General features: G+C 55.7%; 24 protein-coding genes and 1 pseudogene. 5 read left to right on the top strand and 20 right to left on the bottom strand.

Annotated elements, in window-relative coordinates; all coding sequences use genetic code 11:
- Nucleotides 1-127: 127 nt before the first annotated feature.
- Nucleotides 128-1,396 carry a hypothetical protein gene (locus BA6348_RS09685; protein ID WP_007778871.1) on the top strand — a complete coding sequence of 423 codons (1,269 nt, stop codon included), beginning with the start codon at nt 128-130 and terminating at the stop codon, nt 1,394-1,396.
- 35 nt (nt 1,397-1,431) lie between these two features.
- Here BA6348_RS09685 and cysC read toward each other — a convergent pair whose 3' ends face one another.
- From cysC to BA6348_RS09620, 13 genes are all read right to left on the bottom strand, one after another.
- The gene (gene cysC / locus BA6348_RS09680) at nt 1,432-2,061 is read right to left on the bottom strand and encodes an adenylyl-sulfate kinase (RefSeq protein WP_005828405.1); all 630 of its coding nucleotides are present in this window, start codon (nt 2,059-2,061) and stop codon (nt 1,432-1,434) included.
- Nucleotides 2,062-2,108: 47 nt separating this feature from the next.
- Entirely contained in the window at nt 2,109-3,251 is a 1,143-nt protein-coding gene (gene sat / locus BA6348_RS09675; RefSeq protein ID WP_026557852.1) for a sulfate adenylyltransferase, read from the bottom strand.
- Nucleotides 3,252-3,296: 45 nt separating this feature from the next.
- Nucleotides 3,297-4,013, bottom strand: a complete 717-nt coding sequence (locus BA6348_RS09670; RefSeq protein WP_005828403.1) for a phosphoadenylyl-sulfate reductase — start codon at nt 4,011-4,013, stop codon at nt 3,297-3,299.
- Nucleotides 4,010-5,095, bottom strand: a complete 1,086-nt coding sequence (locus tag BA6348_RS09665) for a sulfate permease (protein ID WP_005828402.1) — start codon at nt 5,093-5,095, stop codon at nt 4,010-4,012. Before BA6348_RS09665 ends, BA6348_RS09670 begins: the two co-directional genes overlap by 4 nt.
- Nucleotides 5,096-5,129: 34 nt before the next feature.
- Nucleotides 5,130-6,644, bottom strand: a complete 1,515-nt coding sequence (gene cobA, locus BA6348_RS09660; protein ID WP_122953284.1) for a uroporphyrinogen-III C-methyltransferase — start codon at nt 6,642-6,644, stop codon at nt 5,130-5,132.
- 51 nt (nt 6,645-6,695) lie between these two features.
- A complete protein-coding gene (locus BA6348_RS09655; RefSeq protein ID WP_005828400.1) occupies nt 6,696-6,938 on the bottom strand; it encodes a DUF3906 family protein in 243 nt (80 codons plus the stop codon).
- A 58-nt stretch (nt 6,939-6,996) separates the two neighbouring features.
- Complete coding sequence (locus BA6348_RS09650; protein ID WP_122953285.1) at nt 6,997-8,613, bottom strand: nitrite/sulfite reductase; 1,617 nt, start codon at nt 8,611-8,613, stop codon at nt 6,997-6,999.
- Nucleotides 8,579-9,391, bottom strand: coding sequence for a sirohydrochlorin chelatase (locus tag BA6348_RS09645; protein ID WP_005828398.1), 813 nt, complete (start codon nt 9,389-9,391; stop codon nt 8,579-8,581). Before BA6348_RS09645 ends, BA6348_RS09650 begins: the two co-directional genes overlap by 35 nt.
- Nucleotides 9,392-9,709: 318 nt before the next feature.
- On the bottom strand, nt 9,710-10,147 hold the full coding sequence (locus BA6348_RS09640; RefSeq protein WP_005828397.1) for a DUF350 domain-containing protein: 438 nt from the start codon (nt 10,145-10,147) through the stop codon (nt 9,710-9,712).
- Nucleotides 10,148-10,168: 21 nt separating this feature from the next.
- Nucleotides 10,169-11,398, bottom strand: coding sequence for a glutathionylspermidine synthase family protein (locus tag BA6348_RS09635; RefSeq protein ID WP_005828396.1), 1,230 nt, complete (start codon nt 11,396-11,398; stop codon nt 10,169-10,171).
- Nucleotides 11,399-11,409: 11 nt separating this feature from the next.
- Nucleotides 11,410-11,679 (bottom strand): hypothetical protein, encoded by a 270-nt coding sequence (locus tag BA6348_RS09630; RefSeq protein WP_005828395.1) that lies wholly within the window; start codon nt 11,677-11,679, stop codon nt 11,410-11,412.
- An 11-nt stretch (nt 11,680-11,690) separates the two neighbouring features.
- Nucleotides 11,691-12,140, bottom strand: coding sequence for a hypothetical protein (locus BA6348_RS09625; protein ID WP_025843876.1), 450 nt, complete (start codon nt 12,138-12,140; stop codon nt 11,691-11,693).
- Nucleotides 12,141-12,336: 196 nt separating this feature from the next.
- Complete coding sequence (locus tag BA6348_RS09620) at nt 12,337-13,137, bottom strand: inositol monophosphatase family protein (protein ID WP_005828393.1); 801 nt, start codon at nt 13,135-13,137, stop codon at nt 12,337-12,339.
- Between the two features lie 170 nt (nt 13,138-13,307).
- Here BA6348_RS09620 and BA6348_RS09615 point away from each other — a divergent pair, with 170 nt between their 5' ends.
- On the top strand, nt 13,308-13,685 hold the full coding sequence (locus tag BA6348_RS09615) for a hypothetical protein (protein ID WP_005828392.1): 378 nt from the start codon (nt 13,308-13,310) through the stop codon (nt 13,683-13,685).
- A 52-nt stretch (nt 13,686-13,737) separates the two neighbouring features.
- Here BA6348_RS09615 and BA6348_RS09610 read toward each other — a convergent pair whose 3' ends face one another.
- The gene (locus tag BA6348_RS09610; protein WP_007787272.1) at nt 13,738-14,217 is read right to left on the bottom strand and encodes a PaaI family thioesterase; all 480 of its coding nucleotides are present in this window, start codon (nt 14,215-14,217) and stop codon (nt 13,738-13,740) included.
- A 213-nt stretch (nt 14,218-14,430) separates the two neighbouring features.
- Between BA6348_RS09610 and ilvD the strand changes: the two genes are divergently transcribed.
- On the top strand, nt 14,431-16,107 hold the full coding sequence (gene ilvD / locus BA6348_RS09605) for a dihydroxy-acid dehydratase (protein WP_005828390.1): 1,677 nt from the start codon (nt 14,431-14,433) through the stop codon (nt 16,105-16,107).
- Between the two features lie 176 nt (nt 16,108-16,283).
- Here ilvD and BA6348_RS09600 read toward each other — a convergent pair whose 3' ends face one another.
- From BA6348_RS09600 to BA6348_RS09590, 3 genes are all read right to left on the bottom strand, one after another.
- The gene (locus BA6348_RS09600; protein ID WP_122953286.1) at nt 16,284-17,156 is read right to left on the bottom strand and encodes a hypothetical protein; all 873 of its coding nucleotides are present in this window, start codon (nt 17,154-17,156) and stop codon (nt 16,284-16,286) included.
- Nucleotides 17,140-17,571 carry a polysaccharide deacetylase family protein gene (locus tag BA6348_RS09595; RefSeq protein ID WP_122953287.1) on the bottom strand — a complete coding sequence of 144 codons (432 nt, stop codon included), beginning with the start codon at nt 17,569-17,571 and terminating at the stop codon, nt 17,140-17,142. Before BA6348_RS09595 ends, BA6348_RS09600 begins: the two co-directional genes overlap by 17 nt.
- A gap of 308 nt (nt 17,572-17,879) precedes the next feature.
- Nucleotides 17,880-18,377: a C40 family peptidase gene (locus tag BA6348_RS09590; protein WP_005828388.1), complete on the bottom strand. Its 498-nt coding sequence runs from the start codon at nt 18,375-18,377 to the stop codon at nt 17,880-17,882.
- 454 nt (nt 18,378-18,831) lie between these two features.
- Between BA6348_RS09590 and trmB the strand changes: the two genes are divergently transcribed.
- Nucleotides 18,832-19,476, top strand: coding sequence for a tRNA (guanosine(46)-N7)-methyltransferase TrmB (trmB, locus tag BA6348_RS09580; RefSeq protein WP_122953288.1), 645 nt, complete (start codon nt 18,832-18,834; stop codon nt 19,474-19,476).
- A 419-nt stretch (nt 19,477-19,895) separates the two neighbouring features.
- Here trmB and BA6348_RS27295 read toward each other — a convergent pair.
- The 3 genes and pseudogenes from BA6348_RS27295 to BA6348_RS27285 all read right to left on the bottom strand — a co-directional run.
- Nucleotides 19,896-20,165: pseudogene (locus tag BA6348_RS27295) on the bottom strand (response regulator); the annotation flags it as partial.
- A 5-nt stretch (nt 20,166-20,170) separates the two neighbouring features.
- A complete protein-coding gene (locus BA6348_RS27290; RefSeq protein WP_242507470.1) occupies nt 20,171-20,632 on the bottom strand; it encodes a sensor histidine kinase in 462 nt (153 codons plus the stop codon).
- Entirely contained in the window at nt 20,617-20,919 is a 303-nt protein-coding gene (locus BA6348_RS27285; protein WP_026557846.1) for a hypothetical protein, read from the bottom strand. The genes BA6348_RS27290 and BA6348_RS27285 overlap by 16 nt, the downstream gene beginning before the upstream one ends.
- A gap of 170 nt (nt 20,920-21,089) precedes the next feature.
- Here BA6348_RS27285 and BA6348_RS09565 point away from each other — a divergent pair, with 170 nt between their 5' ends.
- Nucleotides 21,090-21,302, top strand: a complete 213-nt coding sequence (locus tag BA6348_RS09565) for a hypothetical protein (RefSeq protein ID WP_005828385.1) — start codon at nt 21,090-21,092, stop codon at nt 21,300-21,302.
- The last annotated feature ends 34 nt before the right edge of the window (nt 21,303-21,336 follow it).

Raw genomic sequence — 21,336 nt, 5'->3', positions numbered from 1 at the left:
CATCTTACCATGAAACAAGCGGCGATTTAGGCCGATTGTGATTTTTTTCCGTATTTGCGAAACCTTTTCTTTCTTTGGACGTAATAGATAGAGGGAACAAAAACAAATACATAGGGGAGGAACACACATGTGGAAAAAGGGGAGCGCCCTGCTGCTCGCGGGGATGCTGGTACTGACAGGATGTGCTGGTGAAGCTTCACTGGTGCGCGATTCTATCGTGGCATCCATTGATAAACCAAACTACGATTTCCAAGGAACCTTGAAGCTGACAGGCGACGTAGACAAATTGCCGGAAGCTTTCGGGGAAGCGACACCGGACAAACAGGGACAAGCGATCTTGTCTGCCATGAAAGCGGGCGTGACTGTAAAAGGATCCCAGCTCGATCTGAAAAATGCGAAGGTTCAGTTTGAAGTGAACGACGACAAGGTACTGCGCGACAACAAGCTCTGGACTGGCGACAAAAAAGCGTCCGTCGAGCTGGTAGTCAGCGATGACAAAGTATTCGTAAAATCTCCGCTCGACAGCAAATACTTGCTGATCGACGCGAACGCTTCCGGCGCTCTCACTGGCGTGAACGGAAACGACAAGGTGAACCCTGCCAAGCTGAAAGAATACCAGGACAAAATGAACCAGTTGACGCTGGACTTCATCAAAAAATACGTGGGCAAGTACGGCTACAAGCTGGCTGACGCGAAAAACCTCGGCATCGAAACCGTCACGCTGCCTAACGGCGAAAAAGTAGAAGCGACTCACGTAACGGTGAAGATCGACGCCAAAGAACTGGTGAAAATGTTCTTCTTCACAGCCAACGACGCGGTAGCGAGCCAGGACGTAAAAGCGTTCGCAATCGACATGATGGTTCTGACCAACTCCCTGACCGAAGAAATGTATCCGGAAATGGGCAAAACGACCGAGGCAGAAAAACGCGCCAACGCCGAAGCAACCATCACCGAAGGCTTGAAAGAAGCAAAAGCATGGCTGGACGAAACAGGCAAAGTGTACACGCCTGAAAAAATCGTAGAAGAAATGAAAAAAGAAGGCTTCCACAACCTCGCTTGGAACCTCGACTTCTACGTAGACAAAAACAAAATGCCTGTGCACCAAAAGAGCGACCTGAGCGTAACCTTCCAGGCGCCTGAAATGAAACAACCGCTGACAATCGGTCTGTTCGCCGATCAATACGCATACAACTTCGGAAAAGCGACCAAGTACGACGTTCCGGCAAAAGACGCTGGCCTGACAGCAGAAGACTTGTACAAAGACGAAAAAGCGATCAACAACTTCAGCGACAAAGGCTTCATGCGCCTCTTCGCGCAAAGCATGCTGGACGATCTCAAATGGCAAAAAGAACTGGAAGCCGAGTGGGCGGAAGAATTGGAAACAACCACCCCTTAATTCCATCCACAGCCAAAACAAAAAGCACGGCGCATTTACGCGTCGTGCTTTTTCTCATAGGTGAGGATTCCCGCCTGTTCCAGATAGGCCAGAACGGCAGCAACCGACTCTTCAATCGTCTGTTCACTGCTCTCCACCACAATCTCCGGCTGCAGCGGCTCCTCATACGGAGCGGAGATTCCCGTAAACTGCCCGATCTCCCCGCGCCGCGCCTTTTCGTACAGTCCCTTCACGTCCCGGCGCTCGCACTCTTCCAGCGGGCATTTGACGTACACCTCGATAAACTCTCCCGCCTCTACCAGACTGCGCGCCAGCTCGCGATCCGAACGATAGGGCGAAATGAATGCCGTCAACACAATCACGCCTGCATCCACGAACAGTTTGGCTACCTCGCCGATGCGGCGAATGTTCTCTTTGCGGTCTTCTTCTCCGAAGCCAAGCCCTTTGTTCAAGCCGTGGCGGATGTTGTCGCCGTCGAGCACGTAGCTGGCCAGGCCCCGCTGATGCAGCTCCTGCTCAACCGCATTGGCCAACGTCGATTTTCCGGCGCCAGACAGCCCCGTAAACCACAGGACGCAGCTTTTGTGCCCTGCCCGCCTCTGCCGATCTGCTTTCGTCACCGTCGTCGGATGCCAAACGATGTGGGCAACTCCTTCCTTTGCCATGAGCGTCCCCCTTTCTCTTTTCCTGAAAAAAACTCCATCCTTCTCGGTTACACCGAGATCGGCCGCAGTCCTTCGATCAGCACGCGCGCTACTTCCGGACGGCTGAACTCAGGAGGCGGCGCTTCGCCGCGCGCCAGCATTTCCCGCACCTTCGTACCCGACAGCGCCACATGATGTTCTGAACCGTGCGGGCACGTTTTCGCTGATGCCATATTGCCGCAGGTCGAGCAGTAAAAGCTGTTCTCAAAAAACAGCGGCGTGATCCCCAGTTCTTCGGGCTGGAACTGGCGGAAAATGTGCTGCGCGTCGTATGTACCGTAATAGTTGCCGACGCCCGCGTGATCTCTGCCGACGATAAAGTGGGTGCAGCCGTAGTTTTTGCGCACCAAGGCGTGGAAAATCGCTTCGCGCGGCCCGGCGTAGCGCATGGCGGCAGGGAAGACGGCCAGCTTGACCCGATCAGCCGGGTAGTATTTTTCCAGAAGCACCTGATAGCTGTTCATCCGCACATCGGCCGGGATGTCATCTGCCTTCGTCTCACCGACGAGCGGATTCAAAAACAGGCCGTCGACGATCTCCAGCGCCGATTTCTGGATGTATTCATGGGCGCGATGCACAGGATTGCGCGTCTGGAAGCCGACGATCGTCTTCCAGCCTTTTTCGGCGAATGCGGCTCTCGTCTCGGCAGGGTCGAAGTGGTAGTCGGCAAACGGCCCTTTGTCAGCCCGTTTGACCAAAGTAATCGGCCCGCCGAGGTAAATATCGGGGCGGCTCAGCAGCTTTTTCACCCCAGGGTGATTTTCGTCATCCGTGCCATACACGAGCCGGGCTTCCTGCCGTTTGTCCGGCGAGTAAATGTCGGAAATCTCCAGCAAGCCGTACACCTCTTTCTGATAGACCAGACGCACGGTATCTCCTGGCTGAAGCGCGCCTGCCACGGTCGCCGGAACAGGGAGCGTAATCGGAATGCTCCAGACGGTGCCGTCCGCGAGTCTCATCCGCTCGACGACGGATGTGTAGTCATGGCGATCCAAAAAGCCGCGAATCGGGCTGTACCCTCCAATGGCGATCAGCTCCAGGTCTGACAGCGCAAAAGCGTCCAGCTCGACATCGCCCGTCGCGCGCGACAGGTCGGCAGTCGGATCAAAACGGTTTACCAGTACGTTTCCATGCGGGATGCTACCACTCACATTCAAGCCCTCCTCATCCATATCCGTTGTTCTCTTTTCCCACGCTTACTTGGCGAGATGCAGCCCGCACTCGGTCTTGCCCAAATGCGCCCAGCGGCCCGCTCGCTCGTCCTCGCCCGCTTTGACCGGACGCGTGCACGGCGCGCAGCCGATGCTCGGATAGCTTTGATCGTGCAAGGCATTATACGGCAATTCAAACACGCGGATGTACTGCCACACCTCATCAGCCTTCCAGTGGATCAGCGGACAAATTTTCAGCGACTGAAACTTCTCGTCGCGATTGACAAACTGGACGTCCGCCCTCGTCGCGGACTGCTCCCTGCGCAGCCCTGACATCCAGGCTACCGTCCCTTTCAGCACGCTTTCCATCGGCTGTACTTTGCGCAGATGGCAACACAGATCGGGCTGGGTTGTCCACAGCTCGTCGCCGTATTCCGCTGCCTGCTCGGCGAGCGAAAGCTGTGGCTCCTTGATCGTCAATTGCAAGTCGGGGTAGCGCGCACGCACTTTCTCGATCAATTCGTACGTCTCGGGAAAATGCAGATGGGTGTCCAGAAAAGTGACGCGAGCGTCTTTTTTTACATCGCTTATCATGTCGATGAGCACCATCGCTTCTGCCCCAAAGCTGCACGAATAGACCAAATCGTCGGCAAACGTCTCGTAGGCCCACTTGATGACATCCACGGTATCTCCCTTGGCGAGACTTTTGTTGATCGCAGCGAGCTGCTCGGCTGTCGCCGTGTCGTAGTGTAGACGGCTCATATGCCCCCTCCTTGATCGTTGATGGAACTGCTTTCCCTGCGAATCAGCCGGATCAGCCCCACGAAGCCGAGCGTCGCCACGAAAACACTGGCGAGCACGACCAGCGTGTACAAATCCGAACGCAGGAACAGATGGACAAAGGCGAACGAAACGACCAGCGAAGAAACTGGCGAGACGATCCAGACCATGATGATCTGCTTGATAATTCCTTTTTGCCACAAGACGAAGCCTCGCTCCGACGTGCCTACGCCTAAAATGGCGCAAGTCGTGGCTTGAGTCAGCGGCACGGGAATCCCGAACAGCGAAGCGATGATGACGAGCGTACCGCCTGTAGCCGATACCGCGCTTCCTTGCAAAAGCGACAGGGTGGTAATTTTCTTGCCGTTCGTTTCCAGCACTCTTCCTCCCAAGAGCAGACAGCCGACAGCGACGGCCAGTCCGCCGAGCCACACGCCGTTTTCGGTCGACATCAGTCCGGCTCCCACGAGCGGGCCGACAGCGTTGGCTACGTTGTTCATCCCCGCTGAAAAAGCTTCATACACACCGCAGGCGACGAGCAAAAAGGTCAGCCAGCGCTCTCCTTTGGAGCCTGGCTTTTGCAAGGACGGCCAGCGCCGCTCCACGCGGCGAATCAGCTTGCCTGCCCCGTAGGCCCCGATAAAGGCCGCCACCGGGACCACGACCCAAAAAAACAGGATGACGAGGATGTGCCCGACAAACAAAGACTGATAGGCTAGGCCCACGCCCACGATCGCCCCCACTGTCACCTCGCTGGTCGAGAGCGGAATCCCGAGCAGATTCGCCCCAAAAAGCGTCAGCGTGGCCGAAGCGAGAACGATCACAACGGCTTCGATCGTCAGCAGATTCGCAGGGATAATCCCCCCGCTGATCGTCTTGACGACCTCGCCGCCGCCCAGCACTGCCCCGAGCAAGGCCGCTACGGCTACGAGCAGCATGGCGAGCAGCTTGTTTTTGACTGCCCCGCTGCCGTACGCGGCCCCCATCGAGGCTGCGGTCCCGCTGGCTCCAATATTCATGGCGAAAAACAAGGCGATGGCGATGGCGACGTAACTCCAATCCACGAAGAGCACTACCTCCTTTCATGCCAATCTGTTGTTACGTAAGAAAAGAAGGGGTGCCGTACAGCTTGCATGCTGCGCTGGCGACCTGCTCTCGCGAATGGATTCCTCGGGCCAAGCTCTCCACGTCTTCGTCGATGACGACGCGCCACCCCATTTGTCTCGCCACCTCCTGCGTCTTCGCATCGGCGCAAAAAAGCGGCACACTCTCCCAACCCGCTCCTGCAAAATCCGCCAGGGCAGGCAAAACTTCCCCGTCAGCGGCAGCAAACCAGTCAAACGCCAGCTTTTTCATCCAAGGAACGACCGGGTGTGTCTCCTCCCACTCCAGGACGCCTCCCGCTGGCAGATGGAGGAACTCTGCTGCTGACTGGGCAGGAGTACTCCCGCATTTGGCGCGCACATGCAAAATCCGCTCCCCGCCGTTTCGCGCAAGCTCCCTGCTCATAGCCGCAGGAGTGGCCGCGTGATCGAAAACGCGCTCCGGGTACAGTCCTCTGCTCTCCAGAAACAAAGCCGCCTGCTTCCCGCGCACAGCGAGCTTGCTCGTCAGCCGCCGCAGGTCAAACCGCCGTCTGCCCAGCTCTGCCAAAAAAGCCTCCGCCTGCTGCGCATCGTCGAGCACGATCCAGCCATATGCCGTGAGGTCCTCGGGAAATTCAGCAGCATCCACAGCGAGCAAAGGGCGCTTCACGAGCGGAATCGCGATGACTTCTGCACCGAGCTGCTCCAGCCTGCCCGCCAGTGCGTCGCTGCCGCCTGCTCCGGGAATGGCCGCAAGCGCCACCCGTTGTCCGAACAGCGGCCGCGATTCGTACCAGTTCAGTTGCTCGCGCAGCCGGACGACCTCGCCCACGACGATGATGGCCGGCGCGGAAAAGCCCGCTTTGGCGACATCGCGGTCAATCGTCGCAAGCGACCCGACCAATGTCTGCTGCTCTCCTACCGTGCCCCATCTGACGAGCGCGACAGGGGTATCCCCGCTTTTTCCGCAGGCCAAAAGCTGCGCCTGGATGTGCGGCAAGTTTTTCACGCCCATGTAAATGACGAGCGTCTCCATCCGCGCCAGTGCTGCCCAGTCCGGCTCCTTGCCGGCATTTTTGTCGCACAGATGCCCGGTGACAAAGGCAACGGAGGAATTGTAGTCGCGGTGGGTTAAAGGAATCCCTGCATACAGCGGGGCCGCCATGCCGGAGGTGATCCCCGGCACGATCTCGTACGGCACGCCATGCTGTACGCACATTTGCGCTTCCTCGCCTACCCGCCCGAACATGCTCGGGTCCCCGCCTTTTAAGCGAACCACGGTTTTTCCTCGCTTGGCTTCCCGAATCAACAGGAGGTTGATCTCTTCCTGTGGCAGTGTGTGGCGGTCCCTTTCCTTGCCGCAGTAAACAAGCCGGGCGTCCCTTTTGACGTGGGAGAGAAGCAGCGGGCTAGCCAGTCGGTCGTACACGACGACGTCGGCTTTTTGCAGCGCCTCCATCCCGCGAATGGTGAGCAGTTTCGGATCGCCAGGGCCAGCCCCTACAAATAAGACTCTGCCAGCGTTCATTTTCGATCAGTCCTCCTTGCTGCCTTCCCTAACGCGAAAAGCTGTTTCGTCTTACTGGCTGAAGCGGGAGGTTTCGACGACGTAGCCGACTCCCTGCCGACCGAGCGGTTTCTTTTCCACCAGGCTCAGCTCCTTGATTTTCGGCGGAGCGATGGTGTGCCGCAGTAGATTGTTTTCCGCGGACGAAAAAGCGCGCTCGTCCGTTTTGGCAATCACGACCACGGTCAAGAGTCGGCCTTCTTCGAGCACGGCCTCCAGTTTGTACAAGTAGCTCTCGGTTTGTTCCTCTGCCATGGTAGTCCCTCATTTCCTTGGATCGGGTGTGATCGGTTATTGTCCGGCTTTGGCTTCTTTACGCCGTTTGCAAAATGCTGTCGACCTGCTCCTGGATGCGTGCCAGTCCGACCCGCTCGACGTAGCGCCAGTACTCTTCGCCCTCCAACCGCTCTTCCTTGTAGAACGTAATCAACTGCGCCAGGAAGGCTCCCAGCCTGTCGACGGACACTCGCGCGTTCAGCTTGCGGTTGAATTGCGGTTCTTCGAGCGTGCCGCCAACGTGGATGTCAAACGCTTCGACCATCCCGGCCGGCGTCTTGACTTTTGCCCCTTGCAGGCCGATATCGGCAATCTGCCGCTGTCCGCACGAGTTCGGGCAGCCGATCATGTGAATGCGCAGCGGCGTATCCAGTTCAACGGTGTCGTCCAAATATTGGGCGAGCGAGCGCATCCGTTCTTTCGTCTCCACGATCGCCAGGTTGCAATACTCAGTCCCTGTGCAGGAGACGGCATAGCCGACAAACGTATTCGGTTTTAGCTTGAAGCGGTTCACAATCAGCGGCTCTTCGCGGAATGCCGCCACCTTTTCCTTGGCGATGTTGCGAATGAGGACGTTTTGCGTGTTGCAGGCTCCGATCGTGCCGTCCCCGTATTCATCGGCCAGGCGCGCCAGCTCGATCAGCTCGGCAGCGTTCATCCGGCCGACGGGAACGGACAGTCCCGCATAGTAGTAGCCGGGCTGGCGCTGCTCGTGCAAGCCGTAAAAATAGCCGCCGTTCCAGCCTTTCGTCAAATCCTCTCCGCTCGTTTCCAGCTCGCCGATCAGCTTGACCAGTTCTTCCTTGAACTTTTCCGGTCCCCAGTCCGCCACCAAAAATTTCAGGCGGGCATGCGTCCGCTTCTGCCGATAGCCGAAGTCGCGGAACAAGGTCGTGACGCCTGCTGCCACCTTGACGACCTCTTCCGGCCGGACGAACACGTCAAGCTGCTTCGCCAAGTACGGCTTCGCCGACAGGCCGCCGCCTACCCAGACGTGGAACCCGATTACATCCTCGCCCGCGATGCGCTTTTTGGCGGGCGTAAAGGCGAGGTCGTTGATTTGCGCGTGGGCTGCGTTGTAGACGTTGGCGGAGATGGACATCTTGTATTTGCGCGGCAGGTTGGAAAAGTCGCGGTTGAGCAGGAAAAACTTTTCCAGCTCGGCCACAATCGGACGTGTATCCAGCACTTCATGCGGATCGATTCCGGCCAGCGGATTGCCCATGATCTGCCGCGGACAGTCGCCGCACGCTTCGAACGAAGAAAGCCCGGCCGCAGCGAGCCGATCAAAAATATCGGCCAGCGTCTCCACCGTCAGCCAGTGAAACTGGACAGCCTGGCGCGTCGTCACGTCCACGAGATCGCGGCCGTAGTCCTGGGCGATTTTCGCCAGCACTCTCGCCTGCTCGCTGGTCATGATTCCGCCGGGGATGCGCACCCGCATCATGAAGTGGCCGTCTTTCGGACGCTGCTGGTAGACTCCCGCCCACTTGAAGCGGTCCATATCAGAAGATTCAATCGATTCAAAGCCCTCTTTGGAGTAGGTATTGATGATTGTTTCGATGACGTCCAGGCCGTCTTTTTCCAGCTTGGTCAGCTCCATTTTGTTCAGGGACGGATCATCTGCCCATTTCCACTGTTTTCTCTCTGCCATGCTCATACACGCTCCTTTTTGTGAAGAGGTCTGTTACAAGTGCCGTGCGAATGGATTGGCCAATCCAGTCTGCAATCAGCGGGTGAGGCAAGTACGCGCTGCCGTTGTAGCGGTACGGCAGCTCCGCCAGCCGTGCCGGAATCGCCTTGCGGGTGAAGTACCCCTGGCTGACGAACAGAGGCAGCACGAGGACATCTCCTTTTTCTGCAAGCAGCAGGGCTTGTTCCCGCAACGTGTCCGGCCGCAGTGTCGCATATCCGGCTGCGGGGAAGGCGTAGCGGTTTTGCAGGCGAAACGTCATCCGGCGCAACAGCTTTTCCCACCGCTCCTGGCCTCCCGGCAAATCGCTGCCGTGGCCGACGAGCAACAGCGCTTCCTTGCGCGGATCGCTCGACAGCTCCTGAATGCGCTGGCTTACGATTTGCTCCACCAGCGGATGATCTTCCAGCGGCGGACACCAGAGCAGCCGCGCGCGAACCGGAATGCGCACCTGCTCCGTCTCCCAGGCGGGCCACGGCTCCAGTCCGAGCATCGCGCGTATTTCTGTCACGTGGTTGCTCCCCGCCGAAGCAAACAGGGGAACTACGACGATCCGCTTCGCGCCGGACGCCTCCAGACGCTTCCATTCGTCACTGATGCTTCGCCCCTCTACTCCCCCCAGATACGCTACCCGGGTCGGCAGCTCGCTCTGGCACTGCCTGACGGCTGACTCTACGAGACTCAGCCAGTCGGGATCGGGTGAACCGTGAGCGATTACCAAAGCCGCTGTTTTTGCCATCGGATAAACCCCTTATCCAAACCTAATTTGTAAATCATATATGTTTACTCGGAATTATAAAGGGGATGTTTTTCGCCGTCAATAATCAATTCCTATTTCTTGAAAAAAATCTTGATGAAAATATATTTGCACATCTTTTCGTTTTGCTGGATAAGAAAACCTCTATCGAATCCTGCTCAATGATGAGCGACCACGTCTTAGCGAAAGGTTGTTCTTGCCGAATCGGTTGTTTGCTCTTGCAAGTTTACGCTATCCGATTCAGTCAAACAAGCTGCCGGCAGCACCGACAGCTTGTTTCTTCGTTATTCCCATTTTTTCCTAGTAGCTGATGAGCGCAGCCATCAGCAAGCCTGCCGCAATGCTCAATCTGGAGGCGAAAATGCCTACAGACACGTTGCCGTTCGGGATTTCAGACACGACCTTGAACGGCGTCACCCACTCGAACAAATAAAAAATGATGACTTGAAACACCATGCCGACCAGGCCCCATACAACCAAATCCCACAGGTTGACCGAATGGTAGACAGCAGATGCGAGCACGATTGCCAGCCCGATAATTTTTCCGCCCAGGTCGTGTGCTGCCGCCTTGGCCGCCGCCATTTTTTTCGGGTCGTCTGTCTGCGCCCCGTCCTTGATGAGAGCGAACTCCTTATACGGAGTCGTAAACGTAAACACGAAAATACCTACTGCCAATATCGGAATTGTCACGGCCATATAGGCCAAAAAATTGAGTATGTAGCTCCATTGCGTAATCATGCCGCGCCCCTCTCCTTTTCGCTATCCTTTCATGCCGACTGGCAAGTAATACGACAGGTTGTTTGTAATCGGACCTCCGACCCGGGCCACGATTGCGGATGCTTCCCCGCCAATCCAGAAGGAGCCCCACAACAGCCGTCCGGCGTAGGGACCCGCCACGGTCTGCACCGTGATTTCGGGCAGCTCCACCCGCTTTTGGTAGATCATCGGCTGCTCCCAGTAAAATTCCTCCTGGTCTTTCTCCACCAAAGTGCCGTCTGCCGCAAACAGGGCCACTCCGCCCCCTTCTCTGCCGAAAATGGGCTTGGTTACATAGTCTTCTGTCCCTGCAAAACGGTTTTCAAAATAGGTCGGAAGCATGTAGGCGTCGATGGTCGCATGCTCTTCTGCGGTAAAAAACTCGCCCGCCTCGTGCAAGTTCCAGATGAGCGCCTGCAGCGCCTTTGTCTGGATCAAAAACGCGGACGGCGGATTGATGATCGCAAGCTTTCTGTCCGCAATCAGCGCCAGGACGTGCTCGCCTGTCGGGTAGCCGTCTTCGTCCCGCTCGTCTGCGAGCTTTTCCAGCGCATGCAAACGGTACAGCACATCGACGGGAAGCAGGCTGTCGCCGTCCTGCACGTACAGTCCGTCCTCCCAGACGCGCAGCTTTTCCAGCGGCGCAAACCGGGCAGCGATCTCCGTCTTTTCCATTAAATAAAGCGTGGTGCCCTTGTCTTCCTCGTGCCAGTCCAGCGAGCTGAACCAGACGTGCTCTACCGGATAGCCCATGTCCCTGTACGCTTGCAGTAGCTTGGCAAAAGCGTGGCGCAACTGGACGTCCATGCCGGCATTCGGATTGTTCACCCCGAAAAAGCGGCAGGCGTGCTCGTTGACGTAAAAAGCTTCGACGATCCCGGTCGGCGTGTCGCTGTTGCACTCCAGCATTTTCAGCCCCGCTTGCGTCTCGGCAAAATCAAAGCGCCCGATCGCCGTAGGCAGCTTGGGCAAAACGGCGGTTCTGACCGTTTGCAGCGCTTGCTGCGGGACTCCCAGTTCGAGCAGGAGCGCGTCGTCTGCCTGCTGCAGCACAGGCGTCACTTTGGTGAAAATCCGGCCCAGCGCAGCCGTTGCCGTCGCAAGCTCGTCTCGAAACGATGCCGGGATGAGGTGCAGATCGGCCAGCGCGTACTCTTCGCCGTACATCCAATCCCATGTAAAAATGCCTTCTTCACGCAAAGGGGCGTACAGCGCTTCTCTACGGTTCCGCACGTCCACTGGCCTCACCCCGAGCTGGACACGCCGGAGCTGCCGATACCGCCCTTGGAGCTGCTCGGGCTAATGCCGCTTGATACGCCTTGCGACTTGCTTTTCGACGAGCCGCCTCCGTAGTAGGTGGACGACCCGCCGCGCGAGCTGCTTCCTCCGTCGTCGCAATAGCCGTCATTGTCTCTGTCGTAGCAATCGTCATCATAGTCTGACGAACAGCCGCTGATGGCCATCGTAGCAGCCACGAACAGGCCGACGACCTTGGCCGATTTTGTCAGTGCCATCCTCTTCCCTCCTACCCTGCCGGCCGCGCGTAGAAAATGTACACCTGGCGATCTTCGTCCACTTCCGCCGATGTTTTTTCCCACTCGCGTCCATTCAGGTACAAATAGTCGCTTTGCAAGTGCAAGAGAGCATCGTCGTCGTCCTTGAACGAAAACGTGTGCACGAGCGGGTAAAGCCGTGTGTTCTCGCGGTACTCCCGCATCTCGATCTGGATGCTCCCCCAGCGCACGGACGGCCTCTCCGCGTAGTCCACAGCCGTCTCCTCCGTCGAATGCCGGACGTAGATCACGTACGTCCCCTGCTCAATCGCGCAGGAAGTCTTCTCGTAGACGACATGCCCTTTCACCAGGTAGTCGCAGGCAAAGCGCAAGGACACTTCGTCCTTGTCGATCCGGTCGTAGTAAAACAAGACCGGGTAACCGTTCGCCTCATCCAGCAGCCGATATTCCAATCTGGCCATTTTTTCACCCCGTTTGTACGAAAATGCTGCTTCTTTCACGACACGCAACATTTTATACGCGCTACGAAACATTTGGTTGCCAAAAAATTAAAAAAATCGGATGAACAGGAAAAAGCTGGTGCGAGAGTCCCGACCCAAGCCCCAGCCGCGATGTTTCCTGTGAAAAAGGTCGCGCTACCGGCAGTCCGGCAAAGCCTTAGCGCAGACAATCCGCCATGCTCTGCTCCAGCAGCAGGCCGCGAATCGGCTCGTGCAAATGCCCGTTCGTCGCCAAAAGCGAGCGCACCTGATCTTGGGCAAACGGCTCGTGCCGGTACGGTTTCCCTTGCCAGTCGGTGATGGTCGCTCCCGCCTCGCTCGCGATGACGATCCCCGCAGCGACGTCCATGATGCCCGAGCGCTGCATGACGATATAGTCCAGCCAGCCGTTGGCGAGCAGACACCAGTCGAGCGCCGGAGCGACGTTGCGCAAAATCCGCTTCGTGTTCAGCACAAACGGCTCCGTAAAGGCCAGCTCCTCCTGCTTGGTCACCGTATTGCGCCCGCGGATGTAGGTCCCGACTGCGCGCGTCAAGTCTGTCCGGTTGTTGATCGACATGCGCCTGCCGTTCAAAAACGCGCCCTTCCCTTTTTCCGCCCAGAACATTTGCCCTGCCACCGGGTTGTAGACGACGCCGAGGACGAGATCGCCCTTGTGCTGCAAGGCAATCGAAATACTGAAGTACGGATGGCCGATAAAGTAGTTGTTCGTGCCGTCCAGCGGATCGACAATCCACAAATATTCTTCGTCGCGGCTGACCATTCCGACTTCCTCGGAAAAAATCGTATGCGTCGGGAAATGGCGGTGCAGTACCTCGATAATGCGCTGCTCGCTGCCTTTGTCCTCCGGCAGCTTCACGTCGTTATGCAGTTCCTCATCCGGCGTAAGCTGTTCGAGAAAACGCTCCTTTAAAAATGCTCCTGCTGCACTTGCTGCTTCTTTGGCTATTTCCAGCATCGGCTTTTCGCCCCTTCCTATGGTCTGTCATTGTTTTCCCTTGCATTCCGGCTCCTGACTTCACTATGATAGAGTGACACCCATCTCGCGAAAGACAGATACGCAGCGCGGTCCCGAGCCACAAGCCAGCCTTTTCCCATCGGTGCCCGACGCTTTTAGGAGGGGAAAACATGAACAGCGATTTCATTCGCCTGAAAAATATGGAGGGTGAGCTTAAATTCACCCAAATGAACAATAGCTACGGCTTCTCGGTCACGACGAAGGAGCTTGTCTTTTTCAAGCCGCACCTGACCTACCACCTGTTTTTGCACGACATCGTCAGCATGGTGCCGCATAAGCTCGACAACGCGCCCGTGTCCTTTCGCCTGAACCGCGAAACCGTCCACACCACGTTTGGCTCCCAATACTACAAGATCGGCGTCAAGTGGGCCAGAATCGTCTCCCGCTCCGGCATCGTGGAGAAGGAAAACATGGAGTTTATCGTCCCTCTCTCCGCCAAAATGCTCACTTACATTACACAATACAGCGGGCTTGTTGTGATCCGGTAAAGCCTGGGTAAAAAAACAGCTCTGGGGTGTGCGTATTTCGCACGCCTTTTTGCTATTTTCTGTTCAGGACGATAAACGTCCCGGTGCCGTGGGCGACCCGCTTGTTGCGCTCGTCGTACACAGTGCCCTCCATGACGACCAACGTGTGCCCCCGGTGCAAAAACGTCGCTTCGGCGCGAAGCCGCTTCCCTACTCCGGGCCGCAAGTAGTTGATTTTCAATTCGGTCGTGACCGCGTACTGCTCCGGCGGCAGCGAGCGGTTGATTAGCGAACCCATGGCCGAGTCGATCAAGGTGGCGAGAATCCCCCCGTGCACCGCTCCCCCGGAGTTGTGCATGAACACGGTGAGAGGCAGCTCGAAGCGATACGACTGCTTCGTTTCGTCGATAAACTCTCCCTTCAGGCCAAGAAAGCCGGATAAATAGGCGCTTTTGCGCTCGCGCTTCTGGCGGATTGCCTGCAAAGCCAGCTCCAGTATTTTCCGTTCCTCGTCATTTCCTTCCGCCCAGACATTTTTTAGCTCTTCTATCATTTTGTTCACTCCAACAAAAATAGACTCAATCCTTTTATTGTAGCCCATAAAGCTGGTTTCCGCCATGTCTCCAAAAGCCGGTCACAGCCGCTCACAGGCAGCAGACTGAGCAAATGTTCAGACTTTTACAGTTGTTTCTATTAATAAAAATTGATAAGATAGTGCAAAACATAAGACAGGTAACTTTCACGTGTAGGAAGGGAGAGTTTCACATTGGCTAGACAACGAAGTGACATGATTAAAAAAGGTTTTGACCGCGCTCCGCACCGCAGCTTGCTTCGTGCGGCAGGAGTAAAGGACGAGGATTTCGACAAACCGTTTATCGCCATTTGCAACTCTTACATCGACATTATCCCGGGCCACGTGCACTTGCAGGAATTTGGCAAGCTGGTCAAGGAAGCTGTTCGTGCCGCTGGCATGGTTCCTTTTGAGTTCAATACGATCGGGGTTGACGACGGCATCGCCATGGGCCACATCGGCATGCGCTACTCGCTCCCGAGCCGCGAGATCATCGCAGACAGCCTGGAAACGGTCGTAGCCGCGCACTGGTTCGACGGCATGATCTGCATTCCGAACTGTGACAAGATCACCCCGGGCATGATTATGGGCGCCCTGCGCGTCAACATCCCGACTGTATTCGTGACAGGCGGCCCGATGAAAGCAGGCAAAACGAGTGACGGCCGTTCCATCTCGCTTTCTTCTGTATTCGAAGGCGTCGGGGCTTACCAGGCTGGCCTGATCGACAACAAGCAACTGGAAGAACTGGAACAATACGGATGCCCAACCTGCGGTTCCTGTTCCGGTATGTTTACCGCCAACTCGATGAACTGTCTGCTCGAAGCGATCGGTCTGGCGCTGCCAGGCAACGGCACTGTTCTCGCCGTCTCTCCGGAGCGCCGCGAGCTGGTAAAATCCTCCGCAGAAAAGCTCAAGCACCTGATCGAGCAAGACATCAAGCCGCGCGACATCGTTACGCTGGAAGCGATCGACGACGCCTTCGCGCTCGACATGGCGATGGGCGGCTCTACGAATACCGTTTTGCACACGCTGGCAATCGCCCAGGAAGCGGGAATCGAATACCCGATCGAGCGCATCAACGAAGTGGCGAAGCGCATCCCGCACATTTGCAAGCTGGCGCCATCCTCTGACTACCACATCGAGGACTGCCACGAAGCGGGCGGCGTGTCCGCTGTGCTCAAGGAGATCGCGCGCAAAGAAGGCGCGATTCATCCGAACCGGATTACCGTGACAGGCAAGACGCTGGCAGAAAACATCGCCAACGCCGAAATCAAAAACGACCAGGTGATTCGTCGTCTGGAAAATCCGTACAGTGCCTCCGGCGGTCTGGCCGTCCTGTTCGGCAACCTGGCCGAGCAAGGCTCGATCATCAAAACCGGCGGTGTCGATCCTTCTATTAAAAGACACGAAGGTCCGGCGATCTGCTTTGACTCGCAGGAGGAAGCACTGGCGGGCATCGCCGCTGGCAAGATCAAATCCGGGCACGTCGTCATCATTCGCTACGAAGGACCAAAAGGCGGCCCCGGCATGCCGGAAATGCTCGCTCCTACCTCGCAAATCGTCGGGATGGGACTCGGCAAGGAAGTCGCGCTCGTCACAGACGGACGCTTCTCCGGCGCTTCCCGCGGAATCAGTATCGGCCACGTCTCGCCGGAAGCGGCGGAAGGCGGCCCGATCGCTTTCGTCCAGGACGGAGACATCATCTCCATCGACCTCGAAGAGCGCTCGATCCACCTGCACGTGGACGAGGCTGAGCTGGCCCGCCGCCGCGAAGGCTGGCAGGAATTCCAGCCGAAAGTCAAAACAGGCTACCTGGCCCGCTACTCCAAGCTGGTGACGAATGCGAGCATGGGCGGCGTTATGAAAATCTAGTCGCGTTTCTTTATAAAAGACAACCCCCTGCCTTTGGACAAGCTGTCCGCTCAGGCAGGGGGTTTTTCCTATGCAAAAGCAAAAGCCGCTTGTTACTGATCCATGAAGCGCACGCTTTTGTCAGCTCCAGCGCCTGCTGCTCCGTGAGCGCGGTCACCTCGCCTGTCTCCGCCCAATCAAACCCGCCAGCCGGAATACGCATTCCTGAACAGGTTTGTCTCCTTGCCCGGCTCGCCAGCGGCCGGCGCAACCACGCTCACATCCGTAAAAACGGCATCGTATATGTCGTCTTTTTGGTTTTGCTCGCTATACCGCGATTCCAGGGCGATACCGCCGCTGTCTTGCGCCGTCTCCTGGCTGTCGATCACGACCTGCTTGTCCACAGACACCGTCAGTCGCTTCCCGCTGAGCGCGATCTCCCGCAGCCGCATATGCGAAATATTGACCGGATAGCCCGGGTCTTCTTTTGCCGCCCCTGCCTCTGTCTGGGCTTTGCTGTACACTGTCGCCTTGTCGTAGGCGAGGTCTTCCGGCTTCCAGTGGATCTCGCTCAATGTTGCCTTGGACAGCTCGACCAGCGGACGGCCTGCCTGCTTCTCTTCCAGCTTGAGCTCATTGTTTTCCAAAAGCAAGCGGACAAACGACTCTTTTTGGCGATCGTAGCGCAAGTAAATGGTTTGTCTGCCGACGACATTGCCCTCCAGCTTGGCTGACACGCGCACATCCCGGTACTTCTCGCTGTCGCGCAAATACAGCATGCCGCTTTCACCGGGCGGCGAAGTCAGCACGATGCTGTTGTCCCCAAATTCCTCCGCACCGCCCATTCGCTCCCACTTTGCCGCCTGCTGTTCGTCGCCCTGCACGAATTTGACCTTTTGCTGCGTATCCTTCTGAATTTTCATCAGCAAATGGTTCGTGTACCAGTAAAGAGCAGCCTGGACGCGCGTCAGGTTGTACAGGCTGTCCTCGGCGGTATTGCAGGCGTTGCCCTCCCTGTTGAAATGCATCACAAACAGTTGCCGGATGTTGGCGTCATTCACATCGGACACGAGCCGGTTCATCCCCTGGTAGAGCGCGTTGGCGTGCATTATCATGTCCGCGCGCGACGATTTCTTTTGCCAGCTCCGGCTCTTCTGCGCCCCGCATGCCAGGCAAAAAGAAAGTAGCCTTCAGATGATGCTTGTCCAGTTCATCCAAAAGCTTCTTCATCGTGTCGCTGTCTGTCATTCCATTGAAGGTGAGCGATAGCTCCCGCCTGGTGGTGTACACAAACGGAATCGCCTTGCTCTTTTCTCCTGTGGAGCGAATGATGGTTGGGGCGACTTTGGATTTTGGTGTACCGTCGTCGGCTTTTCGTTCTTCCCCGAAAAAAGCGGCGCATCCGGTCAACAAAATCAGCACCATCATCAACGCGATCATGGCAAACGAGAAGTTTTTGCTTTTTTTGCCTCCACCTGTCTGCATCGGATTGCTCCTTTTTTCCGTTCTCCATCAAGGTTTTCTCCTAGCTTATCCGTCATCCATACTACTCCTTGTACACGCAAACTGCTATTGATAAATCAAGGCAATTGCCCATGCTTCTGCTGTTGCGCGAAGCGAATCGGGCATGCTAAAAAAGAGGCGTTCCCCCGGCGCTTGGACAGCAAAAAGGACGATCCGACTGGACCGCCCTCCTGTTTGCCTGCTTCGCTTTTTCCAAGATTTTCTTGCTCCTATCTCGCAACGAACGGCGCTGTGAGACGTATGAATAAGTAGAGAGATTCGAAATAACGCTACAGGACGCGGCGCGCCGAGACAAAGCGCTTCTCCCAGGATGTGCCTTTAAAACCTGTAAAAGTCACACCGGGTTGCCCGTAGGTATGTAGTAGCTTGTTGTTGCCAGCGTAAATCGCTACGTGGGTAATCCGCTTGGACTTCGTCGTTGTGCTCGCCTTGAAGAAGACCAGATCCCCTTTTTTCAGGTTGGCTTTGGACACACTGATTCCTTTTTTCGCCTGGTCGCGCGACGTTCGCGGCAAGCTCTTGCCTACTGCCACACGAAAAACGCGTTGCGTGAAAGAAGAGCAGTCAAAGACGGCTGTCGTATTTTTGCTTGCCCCGAATTTATAAGGTGTACCCAAATATTTTTTCCCAGTGGCAATAACCTTGTCCGCTTTTGCTTGCGACCAAGCAGCATGAGCTACATTTTCTCCAGGCATCGGCATGGCAATCGCCGTTACGCCAAGTGTCAAGCCCATTACAATTCCGATGAGGGTTTTTCGCAGTTTCATGTTGTTCATCCTCCCTTTTGACAGAACACGCTTCTACGAAATCGTTTCGGTAGAAGCTTACTTTATGCAAAGTTTGGCTGACCTCTCACTTGTTCTCTACTTTACCAAAGCTGTTGCCCAGTGAAATTACCAAAAACTTGGCAAAAACCGCTTGGGCAAATGGATACGATTACCGCTTGACGCGCTCAAGCCCGATATCATGGGCATTCCTCAAATTTTCAGTTTATTTTCTTGCCAAAATGTTCCTCGCAATTTGACCAATTATATCCAGTGCCAAGCGTCTACTTCCCGCATAACATGCGACTTATGGCCTAGTTCCTCTTGCAAAAAGTTCCTGTTCTCGCGATTTTCGCTGGGGAAGAAACTGGATTCTCTCTACTCTTCCTTCTCTATGCTTGCAACCTGCAGGGAGTCAGCGTAAAGTAGAAAAGAGTTCGTTTTAAGGAGGCACATCATGCGACTGCGTAACATTCCAGGTGCCGAAGCGGCCCTGCGAGAATATCCGACGTTTGTGGACAATCCCCTTTCCTATAAAGGAAGCTGGAAAGAACGCTTCGGAAATGACAATCCGATCCACGTGGAGATCGGCTGTGGAAAAGGACGCTTCATTAATACATTGGCACAGCGTCACCCTGATATTAATTTCATTGCTGTCGAGCTGAAAGCGGAGGTCGTGTTGCGCGCCTTGCAGCGGACAGAGTACAAGCCGATTCCGAATCTGGCCTTTGTCCAGTTTGACGCTTCCAAGCTGACCGAGCTGTTTGCCGATCACGAGATTGTCCGCATCTATCTGAACTTCAGCGATCCGTGGCCCAAGACACGCCACGCCAAACGCCGTCTCACCCATCCTCGCTTCCTGAACAACTATCGTCAGGTGCTTGCCGAGGACGGAGAGATTCATCTGAAGACAGACAATGAAAAGCTCTTTGAGTTTTCGCTCAATCAGTTCGCTGCCGAGCGCTTCCAGATGCGCAACATCACTTTTGACCTGCACCAGTCGAAGCTCGCAGAGGAGAACGTCATGACGGAGTACGAAGAGCGCTTTTCGTCCCGCGGACAGCGTATTTATCGGGTAGAGGCAAGCTGCATCATTAAATAGAAGAAACGCGCCTTTTGGACAAGGCACATGCCTCCACGTGAACACGCTATCGGAATCGTTCGTGCTTACGTGGAGTTTTTTCGACCTTCCAGCAAAGGATTGAGATCAACAGATGAATAGCATGATGAAGCCTTTCATGAATGGAACACCAACTTGTTATTCACCCGGTTGCGCATGACCTCGCTGTTTCTGCTCATGTGCTATCCTTTTTTTCTGTATGCCGATCTAGTCTTGCTCAAAGACGTCGGCGATCCTCTCTTTTGCTATACGTTGACGGGCATACACACCACCAGCTTTCTTCTATCAATCGTCTTCCTGTTGATTTACAAAAGGGTTCGGCAGCAGGAAACGTTTATGCGCTCCTTTTGGCCGACTTTCTTGTCCTTGTGTACGTCGCTTGTTATATCGGCGGGGGTGCCCTGTCTTCCCTGAACAGCCATGATGCAGTCGCACACGGGAAACTCTTCCTTCATCACCGACAAAAAATCAAGCCCGTCCATGTCCGGAAAATAAATGTCCAAAAGCACCAGGTCCGGCTGCAATAGCTCCAACTGGTCCCGCGCCTCCTGTCCATTGGTGGCAATGCCTACAACCTCGTAGCCCTCCACTTTTTCCACAAATCGTCGGTTCACCTCGGCGATTCTGAGGTCGTCCTCGACAATCAGTACCCGTATGTTGCTCCCCGCCATGCTTTTCAACGCTGCTCTCCCTCCTTCATGTCTGCGACGTGCGAGCTTCTTTTCGGAAGCGTCACGGTAAAAATCGTTCCGCCCGACGGATTGCCTGTATGCGTAATATTGCCGTGCAGCTCCGCGACCGCCTGTTGCACCAGATGCAGGCCGTAGCCGTGATTCGGTTTCGCTTTGGTCGAAAACCCCAGCTCGAATACCCGTTCGGCGTTTTCGCGCGAGATGCCTGGCCCGCGATCTTCCACCTCGATCAGCAGCACTTCCTCCATGTCCAACAAAAAAATCGTAACCTCCTGCGCAAACGCCCCCGGCGACAAAACGGCGTCCATCGCATTATCGAGCAAATTGCCCAAAATGACAATCAGTTGCGCCCGGTCAATCGCGGCGGGAATGTCGCGGAAGTTGCTGTCCGGGTCGATTTTCAGCTCGATTTTGCGTTCGTTGGCCTGGTTCAGCTTGCCGAGCAAGCAAGCAGCATCGTGCAAGCAACGCCCAACAGCAGTGTAACGATCCCCACCACGACAATCCGGTCGCGGTACGATTCGATCGTCTCGTCAATATCTGCCAGCAAAAAGCCGACAGACACGACTCCCATCACTTGCCCTGCGTCATTATAGATCGGCGTCTGTCCCCGCAGCCCCGGTCCGAGCGAACCGACTGTCTCGGAGATGATCGAGTTTCCCGCGAACACCGCCTCGTTATCGCCGCCCACCATCTGCTTCCCGATTTCCTCCTTGGAAGAATGCGCTTTCATTTTGCGCTGCCATTATAGCAATCTTCGTAAAAGTCCGAATAGAATTTGCGCATAAACAGTTTTACCCGCATTGTTTTCATTAACGTCATAAAATTCACGAACATCGTGTCCACTCGTCCCGTTGCATGTTACAATAAGACAACCTATATTTTCCTAAACTGGAGGTTTTCATGCTTAACGTCGGTGTTTCTGCCATCCCGCTCTTGATAATGTTGCTGTTTTACGGTCTAATCATTTATTTGATTTTCAGCCTGATCCGCTTCATGAAAAACAAGACCTCGCTGGACCGCGAACGAAATGAAAAGCTGGACCAATTGATCCAGCTTCTGCAACAACAAGAACAAAAAACGGTCCAGGCCCGCTCGGAGACAGACCGCAACTAACTCCAGCGCCAGGCTGCCTTTGCCCGAGCTGTCC

The organism is Brevibacillus agri, assembly GCF_004117055.1.
GTDB classification, from domain to species: domain Bacteria; phylum Bacillota; class Bacilli; order Brevibacillales; family Brevibacillaceae; genus Brevibacillus; species Brevibacillus agri.
This window is presented reverse-complemented; position numbering and strand designations above follow the sequence as displayed.

Excerpts from the sequence above, each read along its gene's own strand:
- BA6348_RS09685 (WP_007778871.1), top strand. The coding sequence starts at position 128 with ATGTGGAAAAAGGGGAGCGCCCTGCTGCTCGCGGGGATGCTGGTACTG.
- cysC (WP_005828405.1), bottom strand. The coding sequence starts at position 2,061 with ATGGCAAAGGAAGGAGTTGCCCACATCGTTTGGCATCCGACGACGGTG.
- BA6348_RS09670 (WP_005828403.1), bottom strand. The coding sequence starts at position 4,013 with ATGAGCCGTCTACACTACGACACGGCGACAGCCGAGCAGCTCGCTGCG.
- cobA (WP_122953284.1), bottom strand. The coding sequence starts at position 6,644 with ATGAACGCTGGCAGAGTCTTATTTGTAGGGGCTGGCCCTGGCGATCCG.
- BA6348_RS09655 (WP_005828400.1), bottom strand. The coding sequence starts at position 6,938 with ATGGCAGAGGAACAAACCGAGAGCTACTTGTACAAACTGGAGGCCGTG.
- BA6348_RS09650 (WP_122953285.1), bottom strand. The coding sequence starts at position 8,613 with ATGGCAGAGAGAAAACAGTGGAAATGGGCAGATGATCCGTCCCTGAAC.
- BA6348_RS09645 (WP_005828398.1), bottom strand. The coding sequence starts at position 9,391 with ATGGCAAAAACAGCGGCTTTGGTAATCGCTCACGGTTCACCCGATCCC.
- BA6348_RS09640 (WP_005828397.1), bottom strand. The coding sequence starts at position 10,147 with ATGATTACGCAATGGAGCTACATACTCAATTTTTTGGCCTATATGGCC.
- BA6348_RS09630 (WP_005828395.1), bottom strand. The coding sequence starts at position 11,679 with ATGGCACTGACAAAATCGGCCAAGGTCGTCGGCCTGTTCGTGGCTGCT.
- BA6348_RS09625 (WP_025843876.1), bottom strand. The coding sequence starts at position 12,140 with ATGGCCAGATTGGAATATCGGCTGCTGGATGAGGCGAACGGTTACCCG.
- BA6348_RS09620 (WP_005828393.1), bottom strand. The coding sequence starts at position 13,137 with ATGCTGGAAATAGCCAAAGAAGCAGCAAGTGCAGCAGGAGCATTTTTA.
- BA6348_RS09615 (WP_005828392.1), top strand. The coding sequence starts at position 13,308 with ATGAACAGCGATTTCATTCGCCTGAAAAATATGGAGGGTGAGCTTAAA.
- BA6348_RS09610 (WP_007787272.1), bottom strand. The coding sequence starts at position 14,217 with ATGATAGAAGAGCTAAAAAATGTCTGGGCGGAAGGAAATGACGAGGAA.
- BA6348_RS09595 (WP_122953287.1), bottom strand. The coding sequence starts at position 17,571 with ATGCAGACAGGTGGAGGCAAAAAAAGCAAAAACTTCTCGTTTGCCATG.
- BA6348_RS09590 (WP_005828388.1), bottom strand. The coding sequence starts at position 18,377 with ATGAAACTGCGAAAAACCCTCATCGGAATTGTAATGGGCTTGACACTT.
- trmB (WP_122953288.1), top strand. The coding sequence starts at position 18,832 with ATGCGACTGCGTAACATTCCAGGTGCCGAAGCGGCCCTGCGAGAATAT.
- BA6348_RS27285 (WP_026557846.1), bottom strand. The coding sequence starts at position 20,919 with ATGAAAGCGCATTCTTCCAAGGAGGAAATCGGGAAGCAGATGGTGGGC.
- BA6348_RS09565 (WP_005828385.1), top strand. The coding sequence starts at position 21,090 with ATGCTTAACGTCGGTGTTTCTGCCATCCCGCTCTTGATAATGTTGCTG.